Origin of the sequence: Polynucleobacter parvulilacunae (assembly GCF_018881715.1) — a bacterium.
GTDB classification, from domain to species: Bacteria; Pseudomonadota; Gammaproteobacteria; order Burkholderiales; family Burkholderiaceae; genus Polynucleobacter; species Polynucleobacter parvulilacunae.
In genome coordinates this window covers 1-18,183 of the sequence record NZ_JACVPW010000002.1, presented here as the reverse complement: position 1 = coordinate 18,183, position 18,183 = coordinate 1, and the positions used below count along the sequence as shown (strand labels likewise).

Sequence of the window (18,183 nt, the reverse complement as noted above, 5' to 3'; positions counted from 1 at the left end):
TTGATTACCGGATAGCCATTTAAAGTGTCAAAAATGGCGTTTTTAAAGTAAAATCACGCGCATGTATGTACGCGCGCGAACACAAGGGCAAATATTCTTTGCCCTTTCCTTTGGATTCATCCTTTTCTGCACCCTTTTGGGGGGTTCAACTGCTACCGCCCAAACCTCCGCTGGTCAGTTATTGCAACAAAACCGTGAGCTTGAGCCTACAGCGCCACTTCTTCCAGATGCAACACGCAATGTTGCTCCGTTAGAGGTGAAGCCAAGTGCTCCACCTCCAGGGCAAATGACTTTTGTCGTAAAGCGTTTTGAATTTACCGGAAATACCAAGGTTCCTACTGCTGATTTAGATCATTTGGCAAAAGACTTAGTTAACACTCCGATCACGTTTGATGATCTTACCCAACTAACGAATGCAATCACGCAGTATTACCGCGAGCGTGGATGGTTAGTTCGCGCAGTGCTACCAAAGCAAGACATCACGGCTGGTGTAGTGCGCATTCAATTGATTGAGGCGAAGTTGGGGGGCATCACGATCGATAACCATTCCACTCGAGTAAGTAATGAGCGGGTAGAGGATTGGATTTATTCACGCATTCCCCGTTCTGCAGATTTATCTCTTGATCGGCTAGATTTTGCTTTGCTGACTTTGAACGACTTGCCTGATATTTCAGTGACTAGTAGCTTGCAAAGTGGTACGCAAGCCGGCGACACGATTTTAGTGTTAACCGTGAACGACAAGCCGCTCTTTAACGGCCAAGTCAGCGTTGATAACTTTGGCGACGCCAACAGCGGCAAGATGCGTACATCGGTCTTAGCAAATGCTAATGGCCCATTGGGTATCGGGGATCAGTTGTCTGCCTATGCCATGTACTCAGAAGGAAATAGCTATGGTCGTGTAAGTTATACCGCGCCGGTTGGCAGCAGCGGCTTGCGTATGGGAGTCAATGGCAGCACGATGGCTTACCGCGTATTGAATCAAAGCTTTAACAGCTTGTATGCAAATGGTATTGCTAATACCGGTGGTGTTGAAGCAAGCATGCCGCTCATTCGCTCTCGTCCCACGAACTTAATCACCACGTTTAATTGGAATTACAGCGAATTTAAGAACTGGACCATTGCTGGCGTTAATCAAGATCAAACCTATACAACCAGTGTGGCGCAATTGGGTCTTAACGGTAATCGTTTGGATGATATTTGGGGCGGAGGTATCAACACTGGTTTATTAAACGTATCTGGTGGCGATATTTCAAGAAACATCAATGGGCCTTATAGCTCTACTTATGGGGTAGCAGGTAGCTTTTCAAAAGCGCGTTACGCCCTTACTCGTTTGCAAACGGTAACCGATGAGATGTCTGCATATGTTTCTGTTTCGGGTCAGTGGGCAAGCAAGAATATGGATAGCTCTGAGCAGCTCTATTTAGGCGGCCCATTAAACGTACGCGCCTATGGATCAGGTCAAGGCGCTGGCAGTCAAGGTAACTTAACTACGGTTGAGCTTCGCCATGACTTGCCTTACCAAACTCAAGTTGCGGGCTTTTATGACATCGGCAATGTGCAGACCTGGAAATTCAATCCAGCGATTAATACCGTTAGCAACAACTACGTACTCCAAGGTGCCGGCGTGAGCTTAGCTTGGCTAGGCCCTTACAACTTAAATGTGAAGGGCGCATTTGCCATGCGAACTGGTGGCCTTACCCAAAGCGTAACGAACTACCTGACACAAAACGGGGGCATTAGCTCTCATCGATTCTGGATTACAGCAACTCTGCCCATATGAAAACTAAAGCAAAGACCGTCACCTCTAAAGCGCGCAGTGCAGCAAAACCTGTCGCTAAGGTTGTTAAGAAGCCTGCGGCCAAAGCAGCAAGCAAACCGGTAGCAAGGTCTGCGACAAAAACTGCAGTGAAGAACGCCGTGAAATCTTCCATCAAACCTGCTGCTAAGCCAATTGCAAAATCAGCACCGAAATCAACTTTGAACACTCCACAAAAAACAATGACAAAAACAGCACCTAAAGCAACAACAAAAGTAACAACAAAAACTATGCCAAAAGCAACATCAAAGCCAACAACAAAAACCGTATTAGGGCAGCCTACAGTTTCCACGGCGCCATTACAGGCAATTAACGAAGGAGCGCAAATGACGCAATCCAATCAAGCCGCAGAAGATGCAGGTGCAAGTCAGCCGATTACAGGCCGCGGCGTATTTGCTGTACGCACCCTTGGAGAGGCTGTTTCTGTTGAAGCTGCTTTCTTGGCTGAAGACGGCAATGTATTGCGCTTGCCGGCAGTATTCCCAAATCGACAATATGCGATTGAGCAGATTGATGAATTGCGTGCGCTAGTCAATCGTCATTTTGATGAGCTAGATCAAGGTGGCATTTAGTCATCACGCTAACTTCAAGATATCGAATAGTTAATTATTAAATTCAGCGAATGAATAGTTCACTCAACCGCATGTTCAAGGTGATCTGGAGTAAAGCCCAGGGCGCATGGGTAGCCGTGAGTGAAATCGTCCGCGCACATGGTAAAGAGCAATCGCTGACTCGTATTACCCGTCATTTTGCTGTAGCAGCTGTCATGTCTGGTGGCGCTGCCATTGCTGCACCGCCGGCACCAAATCAATTGCCAACAGGCGGTCAAATTGCAGCAGGTGTCGCTTCAATGATGACCAATGGCAACAAGATGACGGTGACGCAGACATCGAATCGCGCCGCCATTAATTGGAATACCTTTGACATTGGCTCACAAGCCTCTGTCAATTTCGTGCAGCCAAGTGCTAACTCAGTTGCACTCAATCGCGTTAACTCACCAAATCCAAGTCAAATTTTTGGCAACCTTACCGCCAATGGTCAGGTGTACTTACTCAACTCAGCGGGTGTTTACTTTGCACCGGGTGCTCAAGTAAGCGTCGGTGGCATAGTTGCCACAACGCATAGCATGAGTGACGCCGCCTTCATGGCTGGTAGCACTACCTTTGATCGCAATGGTAGTACTGGCAAGGTTATTAACGAAGGCACCATTCAAACGAGCCTGAATGGCTACATCGCCATGCTCGCTCCTGAAGTGCGCAACTCAGGCTTGCTCCTAGCGCAATCTGGTACTGTTGCGATGGCAGGTGGCGAAGCTATTACTCTGAACTTTGGATCATCAAGCAAATTAGAAAGTATCACGGTTACCGCTAGCCAAATTGATGTACTTGTAGAAAACCGTTACGCAATTAAAGCCCCTAATGGATTGGTGATTCTTTCTGCGCGCGCTTTGAATCAACTTGCAGCCACTGTGATCAACAGCGGCACGATTGAAGCGAAGGGCGTTAGTCAAAAAGGCGGCCGTATTGTTCTGGAAGGCAGCAATGTCACCAATACTGGCACGCTAGATGTCAGCAGCGACACAGAGCAGGCTGGCACGATCACGATCAACGGTAAAACCGTGGCCATATCTGGCAAAGTCATTGCTACTAGCCCAGTACAAGGCGGCACATTAAAAGTACAAGCAACCCAAACACTGAACGTGAATGCCAACATTGACGTGAGCAGCTCACAACGTGGCGGACAAGTTCAGATTGCGGGCGCACAAGTTGCAGTCGCAGATGCAAGCATTAATGCGGATGGTGATACACAGGGTGGTGAAGTTCAGGTCGTTGCCACAAATGCACAAAGCACAAACCCATTTAGCGATCCATTCAATCCACCATCATTGCCGCTAACAGCAGCATTGACTGGTTTCACCAGCATCAACTCACGCAGCAGAAGAGGTCAGGGCGGTAACGTCACGATCTTGGGTGACTCCATTACGCTTGATGACAACACTGCAGTCAATGTCAGCGGCGCAACGGGTGGCGGCAATGTTCTGGTGGGTGGTGATTGGCAAGGAGGCAACGGCACCTATCAAGCCACCACAACATACATGGGGCAAAACGTCACTATTGATGCGAGTGCAACGGATAACGGTAATGGCGGCAAGGTAGTCATCTGGTCTGATGTAACGAATGCGAATAGCTCAACGAATGTGTATGGCAGTATCTTTACGAGAGGCGGAGCCAATGGCGGGGATGGCGGTCAGATCGAAACATCTGGGCATGCGCTTATCACTGACGGCGTAGTTATTAATGCCGGTGCGACCAATGGAAAGGGTGGTTTATGGTTGCTGGATCCAACAGATGCAACAATCACTCAGGCAATTGCCAACACATACCAGAATGTATTAAATACAGGTACGAGTGTCTACGATCAAGTCACGGGTGACATCGTTTGGAATGATGGCGTAACCCTTACCAAGTCAGCTTGCGGTAGTGCAATTTTATCCTTGCAGGCTACAGCCAATATCACATTAACAAATGCCACTATTACTTCAACATCCGGTACATTGGGTGTGAGCTTATGGGCCTCAAACAATACTAGTGCGGGGCATATCTACCTAACTTCTGGGACAAACATCACCACTAATGGTGGCGATATTACTCTTGGTGGCGGCGCTAATTTAGCTACAGGATTTGCAACTGGCACCTCAGCTTTTACTTACGGAATTTGGGTGGATGGCAGTAAGTTAAATTCAGGGGGCGGTAATATCACGTTACGCGGCCAAAGCCCAAACATAAGTTTGGCTACTACTGATGCTGGAATTACCGTAAGTAATAGCGCACTGGATGCAGGCGTCGGCAAGATGGCTCTAACGGGCAACGCTTTTGGGTCTGGTAGCGTATGGGTCATCGGAGTAAATATTGGCGGCTCAAATTTCCGGTCTGCCAGTGCTGCGGTAGATGCTATTAGTATTACCGGCGATGCAAGTACTATTAATAATCCTGCCAAATCTATTGGTGTGGAATTAGGCGGAACAATCGAGGCCACAGGATCAGGCGGTATTAATATTTCAGGTGTGGCGAATACATCGCCTTATAGCGCTGCCACCGAAATTAATGGCAATGTTCTTGCTAAATCAGGCAACATTAGCATTAAAGGTCAAAATCTTCAGGCGGGAAGTGTTGCCCTTTGGTTTGCTGGCAGTGGATCTGTGGGCTCAATGGCGGGGACCAACGTCACTACTTCCTCTAGTAACATCACGTTAACCGGTGATAACTTATCTTTCCCGGCAACAACAACAGTTAACACCAGTGGTAATGTTGCAATTCTGTCAAATGCAACTAGTTTTTCATCAGGCTTCACAAATACTAATTTAAGTCTCGACGCATCTCTTGGTGGGTTGACTATTGGCAATACTGGAAATACTCAAAATATTACATTTGCAAACGCGGTCAATATTGCTGGGCCAATTACTGTTTATGGAGGTAACGTTGCGCTCAATTCAAGCTTGAGTACGACGGCTAATGGTTCGGCGATTACGATTAACGCAGCCAACAATATAAGTACTGTAAGTTCAGCGAATACTATTAAAACCAATAATGGAAGTATCACGCTGAATGCTGATAGTGATGCAAATAATTCTGGGCTATTAAAGCTCGACTATATGACTTATTCAGCGGGCACTGGAAATATTACTTTCCGCGGTGCTACGATGAGTTGGAATACGGCATTAGGCATTACTCCTACAATTACCAATACAACCGGTGCTTTTGTTTTTGAATCTAATAACGGCTCATTTGGGCAAGGTGTAGATGCGGGGTGGTTTACATTCCCGTCCACACTGTCTTCATTCCGTATTGGTAGCACAACAAATACTCAGGATGTCTCGATCAGTACAACAGCATTATCTGTTGCTGGACCAATCAGTATTTATGGTGGAAAAATTAATCTAAATGCCAACCTTACAACTACTGCTTATCAAGCTGGAAATATTACATTGGACGCTCGCGACAGCATCGCAACCAATGCTTCTGGATTAGCTGTAACAACTAACGGAAGTGCAGTTTTATTTTCTGGGGATACGGATAACTCTGGTGCGGGCATGATTGCGCTAGACAGACTAACTGTTAACACTAGTGGCGGTAATATTACGCTGGGTGGAGGGGCGCTAGATGGTAGCGGATATGCAACTGGTGCAAACCTGACCCTAGCTAATGGTATGACTCCTGGCTACAGGGGGGTATGGCTTCATAGCTCGACATTAAATGCTGGTAGCGGAAATATCAGTATTCGTGGAAAAGGTTCCTCTGTCACTCCTACGGGAATATACGGTATTGGGGTAGATATCGTATCTTTTAACGTCTACTCTGGAACTGGTGACGTTATTCAAACTTCAGGCAATGGCACCATTAGCATTGTTGGTGTTGGCGGTGTTAATAATGATGCAACTTCGCATGCTGCTGGTATCAATATTTATTCTGACGGAGCCATCCATAGAATTATCACTGCGAATGGCGGCATCACACTTAATGGCACTGCTGGTTCGGGTGCTCAACGTATTATTGCTGGCATCAACGGCGATGGCGGCACAATCAATATCACATCGGCCGTGGGTGATGTTGTATTGGTGGGTATCGCCAACTCTTCTGGCTATGGCATTGCCAATTCTGGAACATTCAATATTGGTGGTGATGGCACAACCAATACCACTGGAAACGTTACCTTAATAGCGGATCAGATTAATAGCGGTGGAACTTACAATTTCCGCAATACTGGAAATATAGCCATCAATTCTTGTGGTTCTAGTTTTAGTAATCCATTTAATTGGAACTCTCGCTTCTCCATTATTGGGGCCAAATCTGGTCTAACGATTGGCAATACTACTAATAGCCAAAACGTCACAATTTCAAATGTTGTAAATACCTCTGGCCCCATCTCTGTTTATGGCAACAATATTTTTGTAATGGCAAATATTACAGAAAATACAAGTGGCGTTGGCTCACTTTTGTTGCAGGCTAAAAATTCTATCTCCCTTGGTTGGGATGGTGTCAATACCAGTGTGAATGTCACCATTAGCAATGGTACGGCTGGCGGAAAATTGAATACTATTCTCTGGGCTGACTCTGATGGTAGTGGAATTGGTTCCGTATGGTTAAACAACGGACTGCGAAACAGTGGATTTAACTCCATTTCAACTGGTGGTGGTGGCGTATGGATCGGTGGTGGTAATGTCACTAGTGCAACAACCTGGACCCCTTACGCTGGGGCTGCAGCAGTAACGGTTGGCTCTGCCAGCGCGAAGCAGGATGACATAGTTGGCTGGTTTGGCGTCGGTATTTTCAATAGCACAATTAGCACTTCAGGTGGCAATGTTTACATGTCAGGTAACGCTGTTACCTCTGGCACAACAAATGAACCACGCTATGGTGCTTATTTTGATAGTGGCAGTATGCAGGCTGCAGGCGGCAACATCACCATTAATGGTATTGGTGGTGCCGGTGGTCCAGCCGCTTGCGGTACAAACTACGGTACTTATCTAGGCAATACCAATATTAGTACAACTGGTTCAGGGTACATTACTGTTAATGGAACGGGTGGAACTACTGGCGTCTCCAACTACGGTGTGTACATATCAAATGCAAGCATCACAGTTCAAAATTCAACTCTTAATGTTAATGGTACCGGTGGAAATAGTGCCGGCATCCAGAATATTGGCGTATTGCTAGATGCTAATGTAACCTTAAGCTCTACGCTAGGCGATATCAATATCACGGGAGCCGGCGGAACCAATGCCGGCTCTGGAAGTCAAAATGCCGGTATTTGGTTGAATAACTCAACTATCAAGTCGACTGTAGGCAATATCACCCTTACCGGTACAAAAGGGGTGGGCACAACTTCATACGGTATACAGAGCAATCCGAATGCCACTCAAGTTATAACTGTTGGCCAGTACGGGCAGACTGGAAATATCTCCCTTATATCGAATGATATTTTATTGGACGGTACGGGTACCACTCCTAATACGTATAAGCTCATTAGCAACGGCAGCGTGACAATTGCGCCGCTTGGAACGTCATTCACAACTGCTTTAGATACGTCATCGATTACCTTCTGTGCCACAGCGAATTCTTCACTGCGTTCAGTGACGCTCGGATCAGCTACTAATACTGCCAATATTACGGTTGGTAGCTTGATTAATGTGTCGGGTCCGATTGCTGTAACTGGTGGCAATATCACGCTGAATGCTGGACTAACCACTACTAATGCCACAACTGGCAATATTAATTTAACCGGAAATGTCTCCGGCGCTGGCAATATTGCAGTGGCGTCGGGACTGGCGCTCAATGTCAATCAATCGGGTGCTTCAACTTATAGCGGTTGTATTAGTGGCTCGACAGCACAGCTGATTAAAGCTGGCTCAGGCGCTTTAACCTTGTCTGGTGCCAATACTTATAGTGGCGCAACCAATGTTACTGCTGGCACCCTATTTGTTAGCGGTAGTTTGAGTGATAGCACTGCTGTTAACGTATCCAGTGGCGCGGCATATAACGTCTCCGCATCTGACACGATTGGTTCATTTGCTGGTGTTGGCACAATTAATCTTGGCTCAGGCTATACGCTGACCGCCTTTGGTGACAACTCATCTGCAGTATTTGCAGGTACCATCGCTGGAGCCGGAGGCTTGACTAAGGTTGGTACAGGCATCCTTACTTTGAGCGGCACGGATACCTATACTGGCGGAACAACCGTTAATAATGGCACGCTCCAAGTTGGTAATGCAGGAACGACTGGTAGTTTGGGTAGTGGCAATATTGCTGTTAACAACGCCAATCTCACATTTAATTACAGCGCTGGCAGTTATACGGTTGGAAATGCAACAAGCACTGCGTACATCACATTAAATAACGCCACGGTCAATGTATCTAGTGGCAATGTGACTTTGGCTGGGTATAGCTCCACCTGTGGTACATCGTCAGGTGCCTCCACTATGAATACCGCCGTCAATTTGACGGGCGCTAATAATCTATCCGCAGCATCTGGTGCATCGTTGAACTTATTGGGCATTTCAACTGGGACTTACGCTCATTCCATTGCTCTGCAAGCAAATTCAACCCTAAATACAAGTGGCGCAGTTACCTTAACTGCCAATGCTTCTTCGGGTGTCGGTACCCACTGGGCAATGGGTATTTATACAAATACTTCAATTAATACTGCAAGTGGTAGTGCATTACAAATCAACGTTACCCAAACTGCAAATGATTGGGGCGTTATTCAGTATGGCGCCGCGCCAACAACCGCTACTAGCGGTAATGTCACCTTCAATATCAGCGCTCTTAGCGGAGACTTAACTGCCAGCACCGGTGCCGCCACTATAAGTCCGTCGTTTACAAACGCCAATGGAACGTTGACGTTTAACTTTGCAGGTGTCACCGCAACATCCGGTGCATTGTATTTAAATGGCACCGCTGCCATGAATGCTACATCAACAGGCAATATTGTTATTAATGGCTCGGGTAGCTCGAACATTTATTTAGCTGCCGGAGCAAGCTTTGCCACAGGTGCAGGCAACCTCACCATTAACGCGCCTATCAATACCAATGGCAACACGCTAACTTTATCTGGGGGTACCGGCAATGTAACGCTGAACGGCATTATTTCTGGGGCAGGTAATTTAACTCAGAATACCTCAGGGGTTACTGCCTTAACCGCTGCTAATACCTATACCGGTACAACCAATGTGTCAGCGGGTACATTGCTTGTAAACGGTAGCTTGGCTGATGGCAATATTGTCAATATCAGTAGCGGTGCGTCTTATAACGTGTCTTCAACGGATACGATTGGCTCGTTTGTTGGGGCTGGTACGATTAATCTCGGAACAGGTTATACGCTGACCGCCAATGCAATTACCAGTGCTACAACTTATGCTGGGGTTATTGCTGGAGCAGGTAATTTGGTGGTTAATGGCTCATCCACCTTAACTCTAACTGGCACTGATACCTACACGGGCAATACCACCATTAGTGCTGGTACATTGCAGATTGGTAACGGAACAACCGTAGGATCTATTGCCAATACGAATGCCATCATTAATAACGGTACCTTGGCATATAACCATACCGATGCTTTAACTCAAAGCCTGGCAATTACTGGCACCGGTAACCTAACATTGGTTACCGGCAATCTCACGCTGACCAACGCCAATAATAGTTATTCTGGTATCACGACCATTACCGCGGGTAATTTAATTCTTGGCGGTGCAGGTGCATTAGGAAACGGCAGTTATGCCGGCAACATAAGTAATGCTGGCACGTTGATATATAACTCTTCTGCTGGACAGATTTTGTCGGGCAATATGAGTGGTGCGGGTAACTTAACCCAAAATAGCTCAAGCACTTTGATCTTGTCAGGATCCAATTCGTATTCTGGTAACACCACCATTAGTGCTGGCACATTGCAGATTGGCAACAATGGCTCTACAGGAACAATTGGTTCTGGAAATATTACCAATAATGCCAACCTGACTTATCTCTTTAATAATGCCACTGCCGTTATGTTGCCCAACACTAAGTACAGCGGCAACGGTAACTTAAGCGTTACTGCTGGGGCCATTGGCTTTACTGGAAATCTGAATTTGGGTTCAGGTGCACTTGTTTATAACTCGACTGAACCAAGCTCTAGTTATGGAGCACTCACGTCGTTAACAAATGCAACCACAACGGTAACGGCAGGAAGCGCAAATCTGTCAGGTTTTATGGGTGGATCAAGTGCGGGTGTAAATAGCTACACCTTAACAATTGATACTAGCGCTGCTAATGGCAACATCACATTGAACGGTGTTGTGAATGGAGCTGGAGGATCTACCTCCCCATACAATATTGAGAATGTGCTGTACAAAGCTGGTGCAGGAACAATTAATATCAGCGGCTCAAACATCTATACCGCTTGGGATCAGTCAGGCTCTGTTGAATTTAGGGCGGCCCAGATTGTAGGCAACGGATCTTTTACGAACTACAGCACTCTCCATCAAAGTTCATTGCTGAAATTTAATACTTCAGCAAATAGCACCAGCACCTTCTCAGGAAATTTTGCCAGCATAGCCAGTTCTACTTACAACCTCAATGTCTCCAGCATTGGTTCTGGTAATTTGACGATGGTTGGTTTGATTTCTGGTGGGGTTAATTTAATTCAGAATGGCACCGGAACGATGATCATTCCGGTATCAGATACCTATACCGGCAATACCTCAGTTGTAGCGGGTACTTTGCAAATTGGTAATGGCACCACTGTTGGCAGTATCAATTCGAGTTCTAATATTAATATTAGTAGCGGTGCCAATCTTACCTATAACCACACGGACGACCTAACGATTGGTAACGCAATTTCTGGTGCCGGAAATGTCATCATTAGCCAGGCGAACAACGTTAATATTACTGGTGCAGCATCATATACCGGCAATACCAGTGTAGCTGGTGGCGCATTAACCTTCACCAACACCAATGCACCATCTACTCAAGGTTTTATTGGTACCGGTACGATCTTGATTCAGCCAAACGGCACGAGTTTTGGGTCTGCTCAAGCGGTTAACTACAGTGTTGCCAATGGATTTACTAGCTTAACCATTGGTAGCGCGACAAATACAGCGAACTTAACTATTGGTAGCGCAGGCAACATTAATGTCTCTGGCCCAATCAGTTTATATGCAGGGAATATTACTTTAAATAGCAATTTGACTGAAACGAATTCAGGCTCAAAGCTGCTAGTAAAGGCCCTCGGAACCATATCCACTGGTGCTGATAATTTAACTTTCCGTACCAATAACGGCACAATGGTTTTCTGGAGTAATGCTAATAGCACCTCCGGTGGTGGCATTAGTTTTACCAATGCTGGTTTAACTTTTAACACTGCCAATGGCGCCACTAACCAAACAACTGGTGGCGGTGATTTGATTTTTGGTGGTGGCGCAACCGTTGATACAAATGGTAATCCGACGGGTGCTGTAGTAAGCGCTGGTAATGCCGTTGCCTTTAATCCAGCAAGTGCCGGCAATACGATAACTAGTATGTACACCGGCGGCGGTAATATTTCCATTAATGCCAAGAGCACCGGTGGTTATGGTGTGTTGTTTGGTCGCGCATCAGTCATCAATGCGGGCAATGGATCATTAAATATTCAGACTAACGCTACCAGTGTTGGTATTGAATTTAATGGTTATGGCAGTGCAACGAATGGAACGAGCATTACCGCTCAGGGTATTACTATCAATGCAAGTTCCAGTGGTTCAGCTGGTGTGTATATGATTCATAATGGCGCAGAAATTACCTCAACAGGTTCTGGCGATATCAGCATTACCGGGGTATCAGCTCCAGCAGCAGCCCACTATGGCATTCACATGGGCTCTGACTCAACCAGCAATTTCAATATTACTTCTGCTTCTGGCAATATCACTCTAAATGGAACGGGTAGTTCCAGTGCGATTGAATATTACACGGGTAATATGAAGTCGACTGCTGGCGGATCGATTTCGATCATAGCTAATTCGCCAGCTTGGGCAGGCTTCTTTCAGCCATATACCGCGAATTACTCAACTACGACGGGTAATATTACGTTTAACGTAACCGGCTCACTTGGTTACGATGCCATTCATTTGGGTGGTGGTAATTTCACAACGACGACAGGTAATATTTCGCTCGTTGGCAATCAGACCGGTAACCAGTCTGGTATTAATTTTGTCACCAACCCAACAAACTTTACAACTGCTGGTGGCTCAATCACCTTAAATGGTACGGCGGTATCTAGTTACGGCATTACCTCTAGTGTTGCGGTAAATCTCAATACAACACAAGGCGCCGGGGGAATTACTGTTGTTGGTAAAACTGGTAGCAGCGGTATTGGCGCCTATCTAAATTCAAATGTAAATTTAGCATCAGGCGCTGGTGCCATAAGCGTTACTGGTACATCTTCTAGTGGCTCGCAAGGTGTTTTCTATTATTCGGGAAATATTAGCTCAACGACCGGCAATATTAATTTATCCGGCACCTCTGGAAGTTACTACGGTTTTGATTTTGAAAGCACTGGTGGGGTAGGCAATATCACCTCTACTTCAGGCAATATCAATATTACTGGCAATACGACCGGAAGCTATGGCGACTATTTAATCGCCAATAAGATTCAGACAGCTGGTGTTATTTCTGTTAACTCAGGCGCAGATATATACCTAGGTACGAACGTGACATCACAAGGTGCAGGCAATGCACTTGTTTTCAAGGCTCTTGGTAAGATTAAGTCAACTACAGATAACCTTACATTCCAAACCAATAACGGAAGCATGGTTTTCTGGAGTAATGCCAATAGCACTTCTGGCGGCGGTATCAACCTAGAAGGTGCTAGCCCAACTTTTAATACTGCTAATGGCAACATCACTCAAACTACCGGTGGTGGCAATATCATTTTTGGCGGTGGCGCAGCGGTAGATGCTAACGGAAATCCAACGGGTGCAGCATTTGCTGCAAATATGGCACTTTCATTCCAGCCAAGTGCAAGTGGTGGTGATACGGTCATGAAGATGTATTCCGGTGGTGGAAACATCAACATGAATGCATCAAGCAATGGTTCTTACACCATTATGTTTGATAGGGCCACCCTCATCAATGCGGGTACAGGCGCATTAACAATTATTGGAAATAGCGCAACTGGTGGCTCACGAGGTGTTCAATTTAATGCATGGGGCGGCGCAACCGCCAATGGAACATCAGTAACTGCTCAAGGCATCAGTGTTACTGGAACAAATACCGGTAGCGATTATGGAGTTCTGATTGCCGATAACTTCGCTAATTTCAATGCTACTGGTACTGGTAATTTAAATATTACGGGCACATCTACCAGTGGTTACGGGGTCTATTTATCTGCACCGTCCGTTAATTTCACTTCTGCTTCTGGAAATATCTTGATTGCTGGTGCTGCAGGTACAGGCTATGGTTTCTATCTTTCCGCTGGAAATATTAGCTCAACATCTGGAAATATCCAGGTAAACGCCACTTCCAGTAGCGGTTGGGCAACGTATTTTGCTGGTGCTACTAATATTTCAACAACGATTGGAAATATTTCAGTTAGCGGTAACTCTACTTCCTATGGTGGCTTGTATAGCGGTGCAGTCAACTACAGTACAACAACAGGCAACATTACGCTATTTGGAAATGGCTCATCCTCAAGCGTATCTGGTTTCCAGGCTTACACTAGCAATATTTCTACGACCAGTGGAATTGTCACTATCACAGGTATTTCGAGGGCCGGTTATCCTGGCTTGTATTACACAGGTGCGGTTAACATCACCACAACTAGTGGTGGCGACATTCTCTTAACTGGGGTAGGTGGAGCTTCAGGTCAGGGCATTCAGTTGGACGCTGCTGCCAACTTCAATACCTCTGCAGGCTCCGGCAATATCACGATGAATGGCTCTTCAACGCCATACCGCGGTATTCATGCTCAAAGTACTTTAAATGTAAAGACCTCTTCGGGCAGCATTAATTTAACCGGAACTTCAGGTGCTGGTTATCAGGGCATTTACCTTGCAGGTGCGAGCAATATTAGTTCAACAACTGGCGCGATTAACATCAGCGGAACATCAAATTCGAGCTATGGCATTAGCATCGAATCTTCTAGCTCTCAAATTCTGTCTACTAGTGGAAATGTCACGCTTTTAGGCACTACCAATACAAGTGTAAGTACATACGCCGAGTATTTATCATTAGCCAATATCTCGTCTGGTGGCATTATTTCCCTGACGGCACAAGGAAGTATTTATTCTGGTGCCAATATAACTTCTTTGGGTGCTGGTAACGCTCTCATCCTGAAAGCCACCGGCCAAATCTTTAGTGCGAACGTTTCACGGACCTACCAAACCAATAATGGTTCATTAGCTTTCTGGTCGAATTCGAATGGTGGGGTATTGGGTGGGGTTGTATTTCAAGATGGCAACACCGTATTAAATTCTGCTAATGGCAGCACCGCTCAGACAGGTGGAGGCGGCGCCATTATCGTTGGCGGTGGTGCTGCTACCACAACTGATGCTTCTGGTTTTGTTGTTCCAACTGGCGCAGTCAATAAAAACTCTGATTGGGCAATTGAGTTTGGCGGCGGCACCACTAACGTAGCAATGTATTCTGGTGGTGGAAACATCAGCATTCAAGGTAATACGTCTAGTGGTAATGCGGTTTTATTTGGCCGTAACGCGACGATTAATGCGGGTAACGGCTCCATCAACATTGCGGGTTGTGGAACTGCTGCCGGTATCTATCTGAATACATGGGATGGAGGCGCCTATAGCATTATTGCCAAGGGCGATGTAACGATCACTGGATCGACATCTGGATCGGGTGCCAATGATTATGATTACTCAGGAATTCGGTCTTATTACGACAATACTACTCAGGGTGGCACCATTCGATCTACTGGCGGCAATGTAACGCTTACCGGTACGGGTCTCCAAGCAGGACTTTATTTTAATAACAATAACAACATCATCTCTGATGTAGGTAATGTAACGCTTACCGGTACAGCTAGCTCTGGCAATCGCGGCATTGTGATGTATGGCAATGTATTAGCTGGTGGTAGCAACATCAACATTTCCACTACTAACAATAATTACATTTATTTAGTTGGAACGGTAGGTCAGTTAGCTGGTAGTAACGTCACTACAACCAACGCCAATATTACGATTAGTGGCTCTCAGTTATTTAATGGTAATTCTCCAACTATTAATACTGGCACGGGCAATGTGACGTTACGTGCTAACTCATGGGCTTATAACGGAGCCTTGTCGATCGGCACTAACGGTAGCATTGCAATTTTGCCGCTATCAGATACTGCATCATCCGGACAAGATGTATACACATCGTGGTTTAACTTCAGTCCGACAATCAACGGCACTACCTATACGCCCAATAAGCTGACAATCGGTAATACGTATAACACCTATACCACTTACTGGAATTCCAACGTAACTGTTAAGGGTGGTATCTATCTCTACGGTGGTGAAGTCAACATTACCGCGGCCATGATTAGTAGCGGCACTGGCGACATTTGGATTCAGGGCAATAACGCAAGTGATAACAACGCCGTTTATATGTCTAGCGCTGGTTCAATCCAAAAAACGGGTGGGGCAACCTCGAATATCACTCTGAGATCCAATAGTCGTCTTCAAATTAACGGCAATATTTCAGCGACTGGCACATCTGCCAATGTGGTCGAGTGGTCCGATTATGGCAATACCAACTATGGCGGCAATAGCGGAACTGGCAATATCACGACCAATGGCGGTATGGTCTGGATTGGTGGTAGCTCAACCACAAATGGTTCATTGGTTTGGAACGGCTTAACTGTAGGTGATGGCGGGTCGGCTGGCTCATCGGCTGCCAATAATAATGCTATGGATTTCAATGGCAACATCACCACCAGTGGTGGCGATGTCATGGTCTGGTCTGGTAATGCATCCGTGACCGGTGGATCCATTCTTTCGGTTGCCAGCGGAACAAAGATTGATGCTGGTACTGGCAATATCACCTTGATCACACCAAAAATCGGTTCGAATGCATTAACCGTTAATACTTCAGGCACCTTAACCTGGGCTCCAAACGCACTTGCTGATTGGAGCGCGACTGGCACTTGGAATGGAACCGTTACAACCGGTACTTTCACAACAACGAGTGGCACTACTTTTGGTAATTTATCGATTGCGAATGTTAGTTCATTGGCCAATTTGGTAATAGGGCAGTACAGCGGAATGACTTATGCCAACAGTAGCGCATATGCCATAACGAATACCGCGAACTTGGCCTATAACAGTTCAATCACCGGATTTGCAGGCAATCTATCCTTATATGGAGCCAACATTGCGATTAACTCTGCCTTAAGTTCTGTTGCATTAAATCGGGTCCTGTTAAGTGGTAACGCCACTCAGACGGCTGGTTTTATTGCAAGTAATTTATTGGTTCAGAACGGTAACATCAATCTTTCTAATACAAGCAATAACGTCACAACATTTGCAGCAAGCAATGTGAGCAACGTAACGTATGTTGATGCCAATGGGTTGACCATTGGAACTGTTAGCGGTGTTAATGGAGTTAACGCCAGTGGTTTGGTGAATATCAGCACTGTTGCGGGTGATCTTGCATTAACCCAGTCGGTTAACACCACCAGCACTAATGCAACTAGTGCAATCATTCTGAATGCTGGATCGGGTATGGCTAACGGAACGGCAACAGGTGGCAATATCACTTTGTCGGGAAGCGGTAATGTCTCATCAGGATCTGGTGGGCGTATTACCTTGTTCACTGGAGGTATTGCGGGTAGTACAGGCCTAACAACGCTGATTGGTAGCGGAAGCGGTAGATTCCGGTACGGTAGTAATGCAACAGTAACTGGTTACAACGCAACATCTGCCGCATTAACTACAGGCACTTATGCTGTATATCGTGAAGCGCCAACCTTAACGATTAGCGCAAGCAATGCAACGATTGTCTATGGAAATAGCACATCTAGTGCGATGAGTTCGATCACTCAAAATGGTGATACATATACACAGATATTTGGTGCGGCTAACGTACCAGTATTGAATATTGCAGGAGCTGGTTACTCTACAGCTGGTTACCTAAAAGCAGGTAATTACACAGCAGGCATTACTGGCATCACTACCAATTCATTGGGTTATGGAACGATCACTTACTCCAATGGAACCATTCAAGTTACCAAGGCAAACCTGACTGTTTCGGGAACTCAAGTAACCGATGCTATGTATAGTAATAGCACTGTAGCGGCATTTACCAACAATGGCACTTTGGGTGGCGTACTTAGTAATGCAACATCTTCCGTAAGCGATGTTGTATCACTAAGTGCAAGTGGTAATTTCAGTAGCAAGAACGTCGGCAGCAACCTAAGTGTGACCTTAAATTCCAGCATTTCTGGTACGGATGCAGCCAATTACAACCTAGTTCAACAAACTGGCGTTACAGGCAATATCACGCCTAAAACTATCACTATTAGTGATGTACAGGTATACAGCGGTAGTAATGGTTTGACCAACGTAACTATTGCAACTGGCGTGGCAGGCGAGACGCTGACGTATAGTGCAGCCACCGCTAATAGCGGTCACGTAGCTGACAATACAAGCAATTACATTAGTGCAATTACTTTGGGTAATCAGTCTGGTGCGACAGCATCGGCCGGTGGGTTAGTAAGTAACTATCAATTGCCTAGCTTGACAGTACGAAGTGCAAGTAATACCGTCAACATCAGCGCCGCAACCGTCACCTTAGCCACGACTGGTAATGTCACCAAGACCTACGACGGTACAGCCAATGCTACCGTTAGCTTAGCCAATTTAT

At 45.9% G+C, this 18,183-nt stretch carries 4 protein-coding genes; 3 read left to right on the top strand and 1 reads right to left on the bottom strand.

From position 1 onward, the window contains the following. Positions 1-61 precede the first annotated feature (61 nt). The gene (locus ICN18_RS05425; RefSeq protein ID WP_216189496.1) at positions 62-1,780 is read left to right on the top strand and encodes a ShlB/FhaC/HecB family hemolysin secretion/activation protein; all 1,719 of its coding nucleotides are present in this window, start codon (positions 62-64) and stop codon (positions 1,778-1,780) included. On the opposite strand, the gene ICN18_RS05420 is transcribed toward ICN18_RS05425, so the two are convergent. Next, complete coding sequence (locus tag ICN18_RS05420; protein WP_216189495.1) at positions 1,758-2,108, bottom strand: hypothetical protein; 351 nt, start codon at positions 2,106-2,108, stop codon at positions 1,758-1,760. The two genes, ICN18_RS05425 and ICN18_RS05420, sit on opposite strands and share 23 nt — an antisense overlap. Positions 2,109-2,142: 34 nt before the next feature. Here ICN18_RS05420 and ICN18_RS05415 point away from each other — a divergent pair, with 34 nt between their 5' ends. Further along, positions 2,143-2,388: a hypothetical protein gene (locus ICN18_RS05415; protein ID WP_216189494.1), complete on the top strand. Its 246-nt coding sequence runs from the start codon at positions 2,143-2,145 to the stop codon at positions 2,386-2,388. 50 nt (positions 2,389-2,438) lie between these two features. After that, positions 2,439-18,183 (top strand): autotransporter-associated beta strand repeat-containing protein (locus ICN18_RS05410; RefSeq protein ID WP_216189493.1); only part of this gene is annotated, 15,745 nt, incomplete at its 3' end.

Bases quoted from the DNA above. Each gene is read 5' to 3' on its own strand.
- ICN18_RS05425 (WP_216189496.1), top strand. From the start codon at position 62: ATGTATGTACGCGCGCGAACACAAGGGCAAATATTCTTTGCCCTTTCC.
- ICN18_RS05415 (WP_216189494.1), top strand. From the start codon at position 2,143: ATGACGCAATCCAATCAAGCCGCAGAAGATGCAGGTGCAAGTCAGCCG.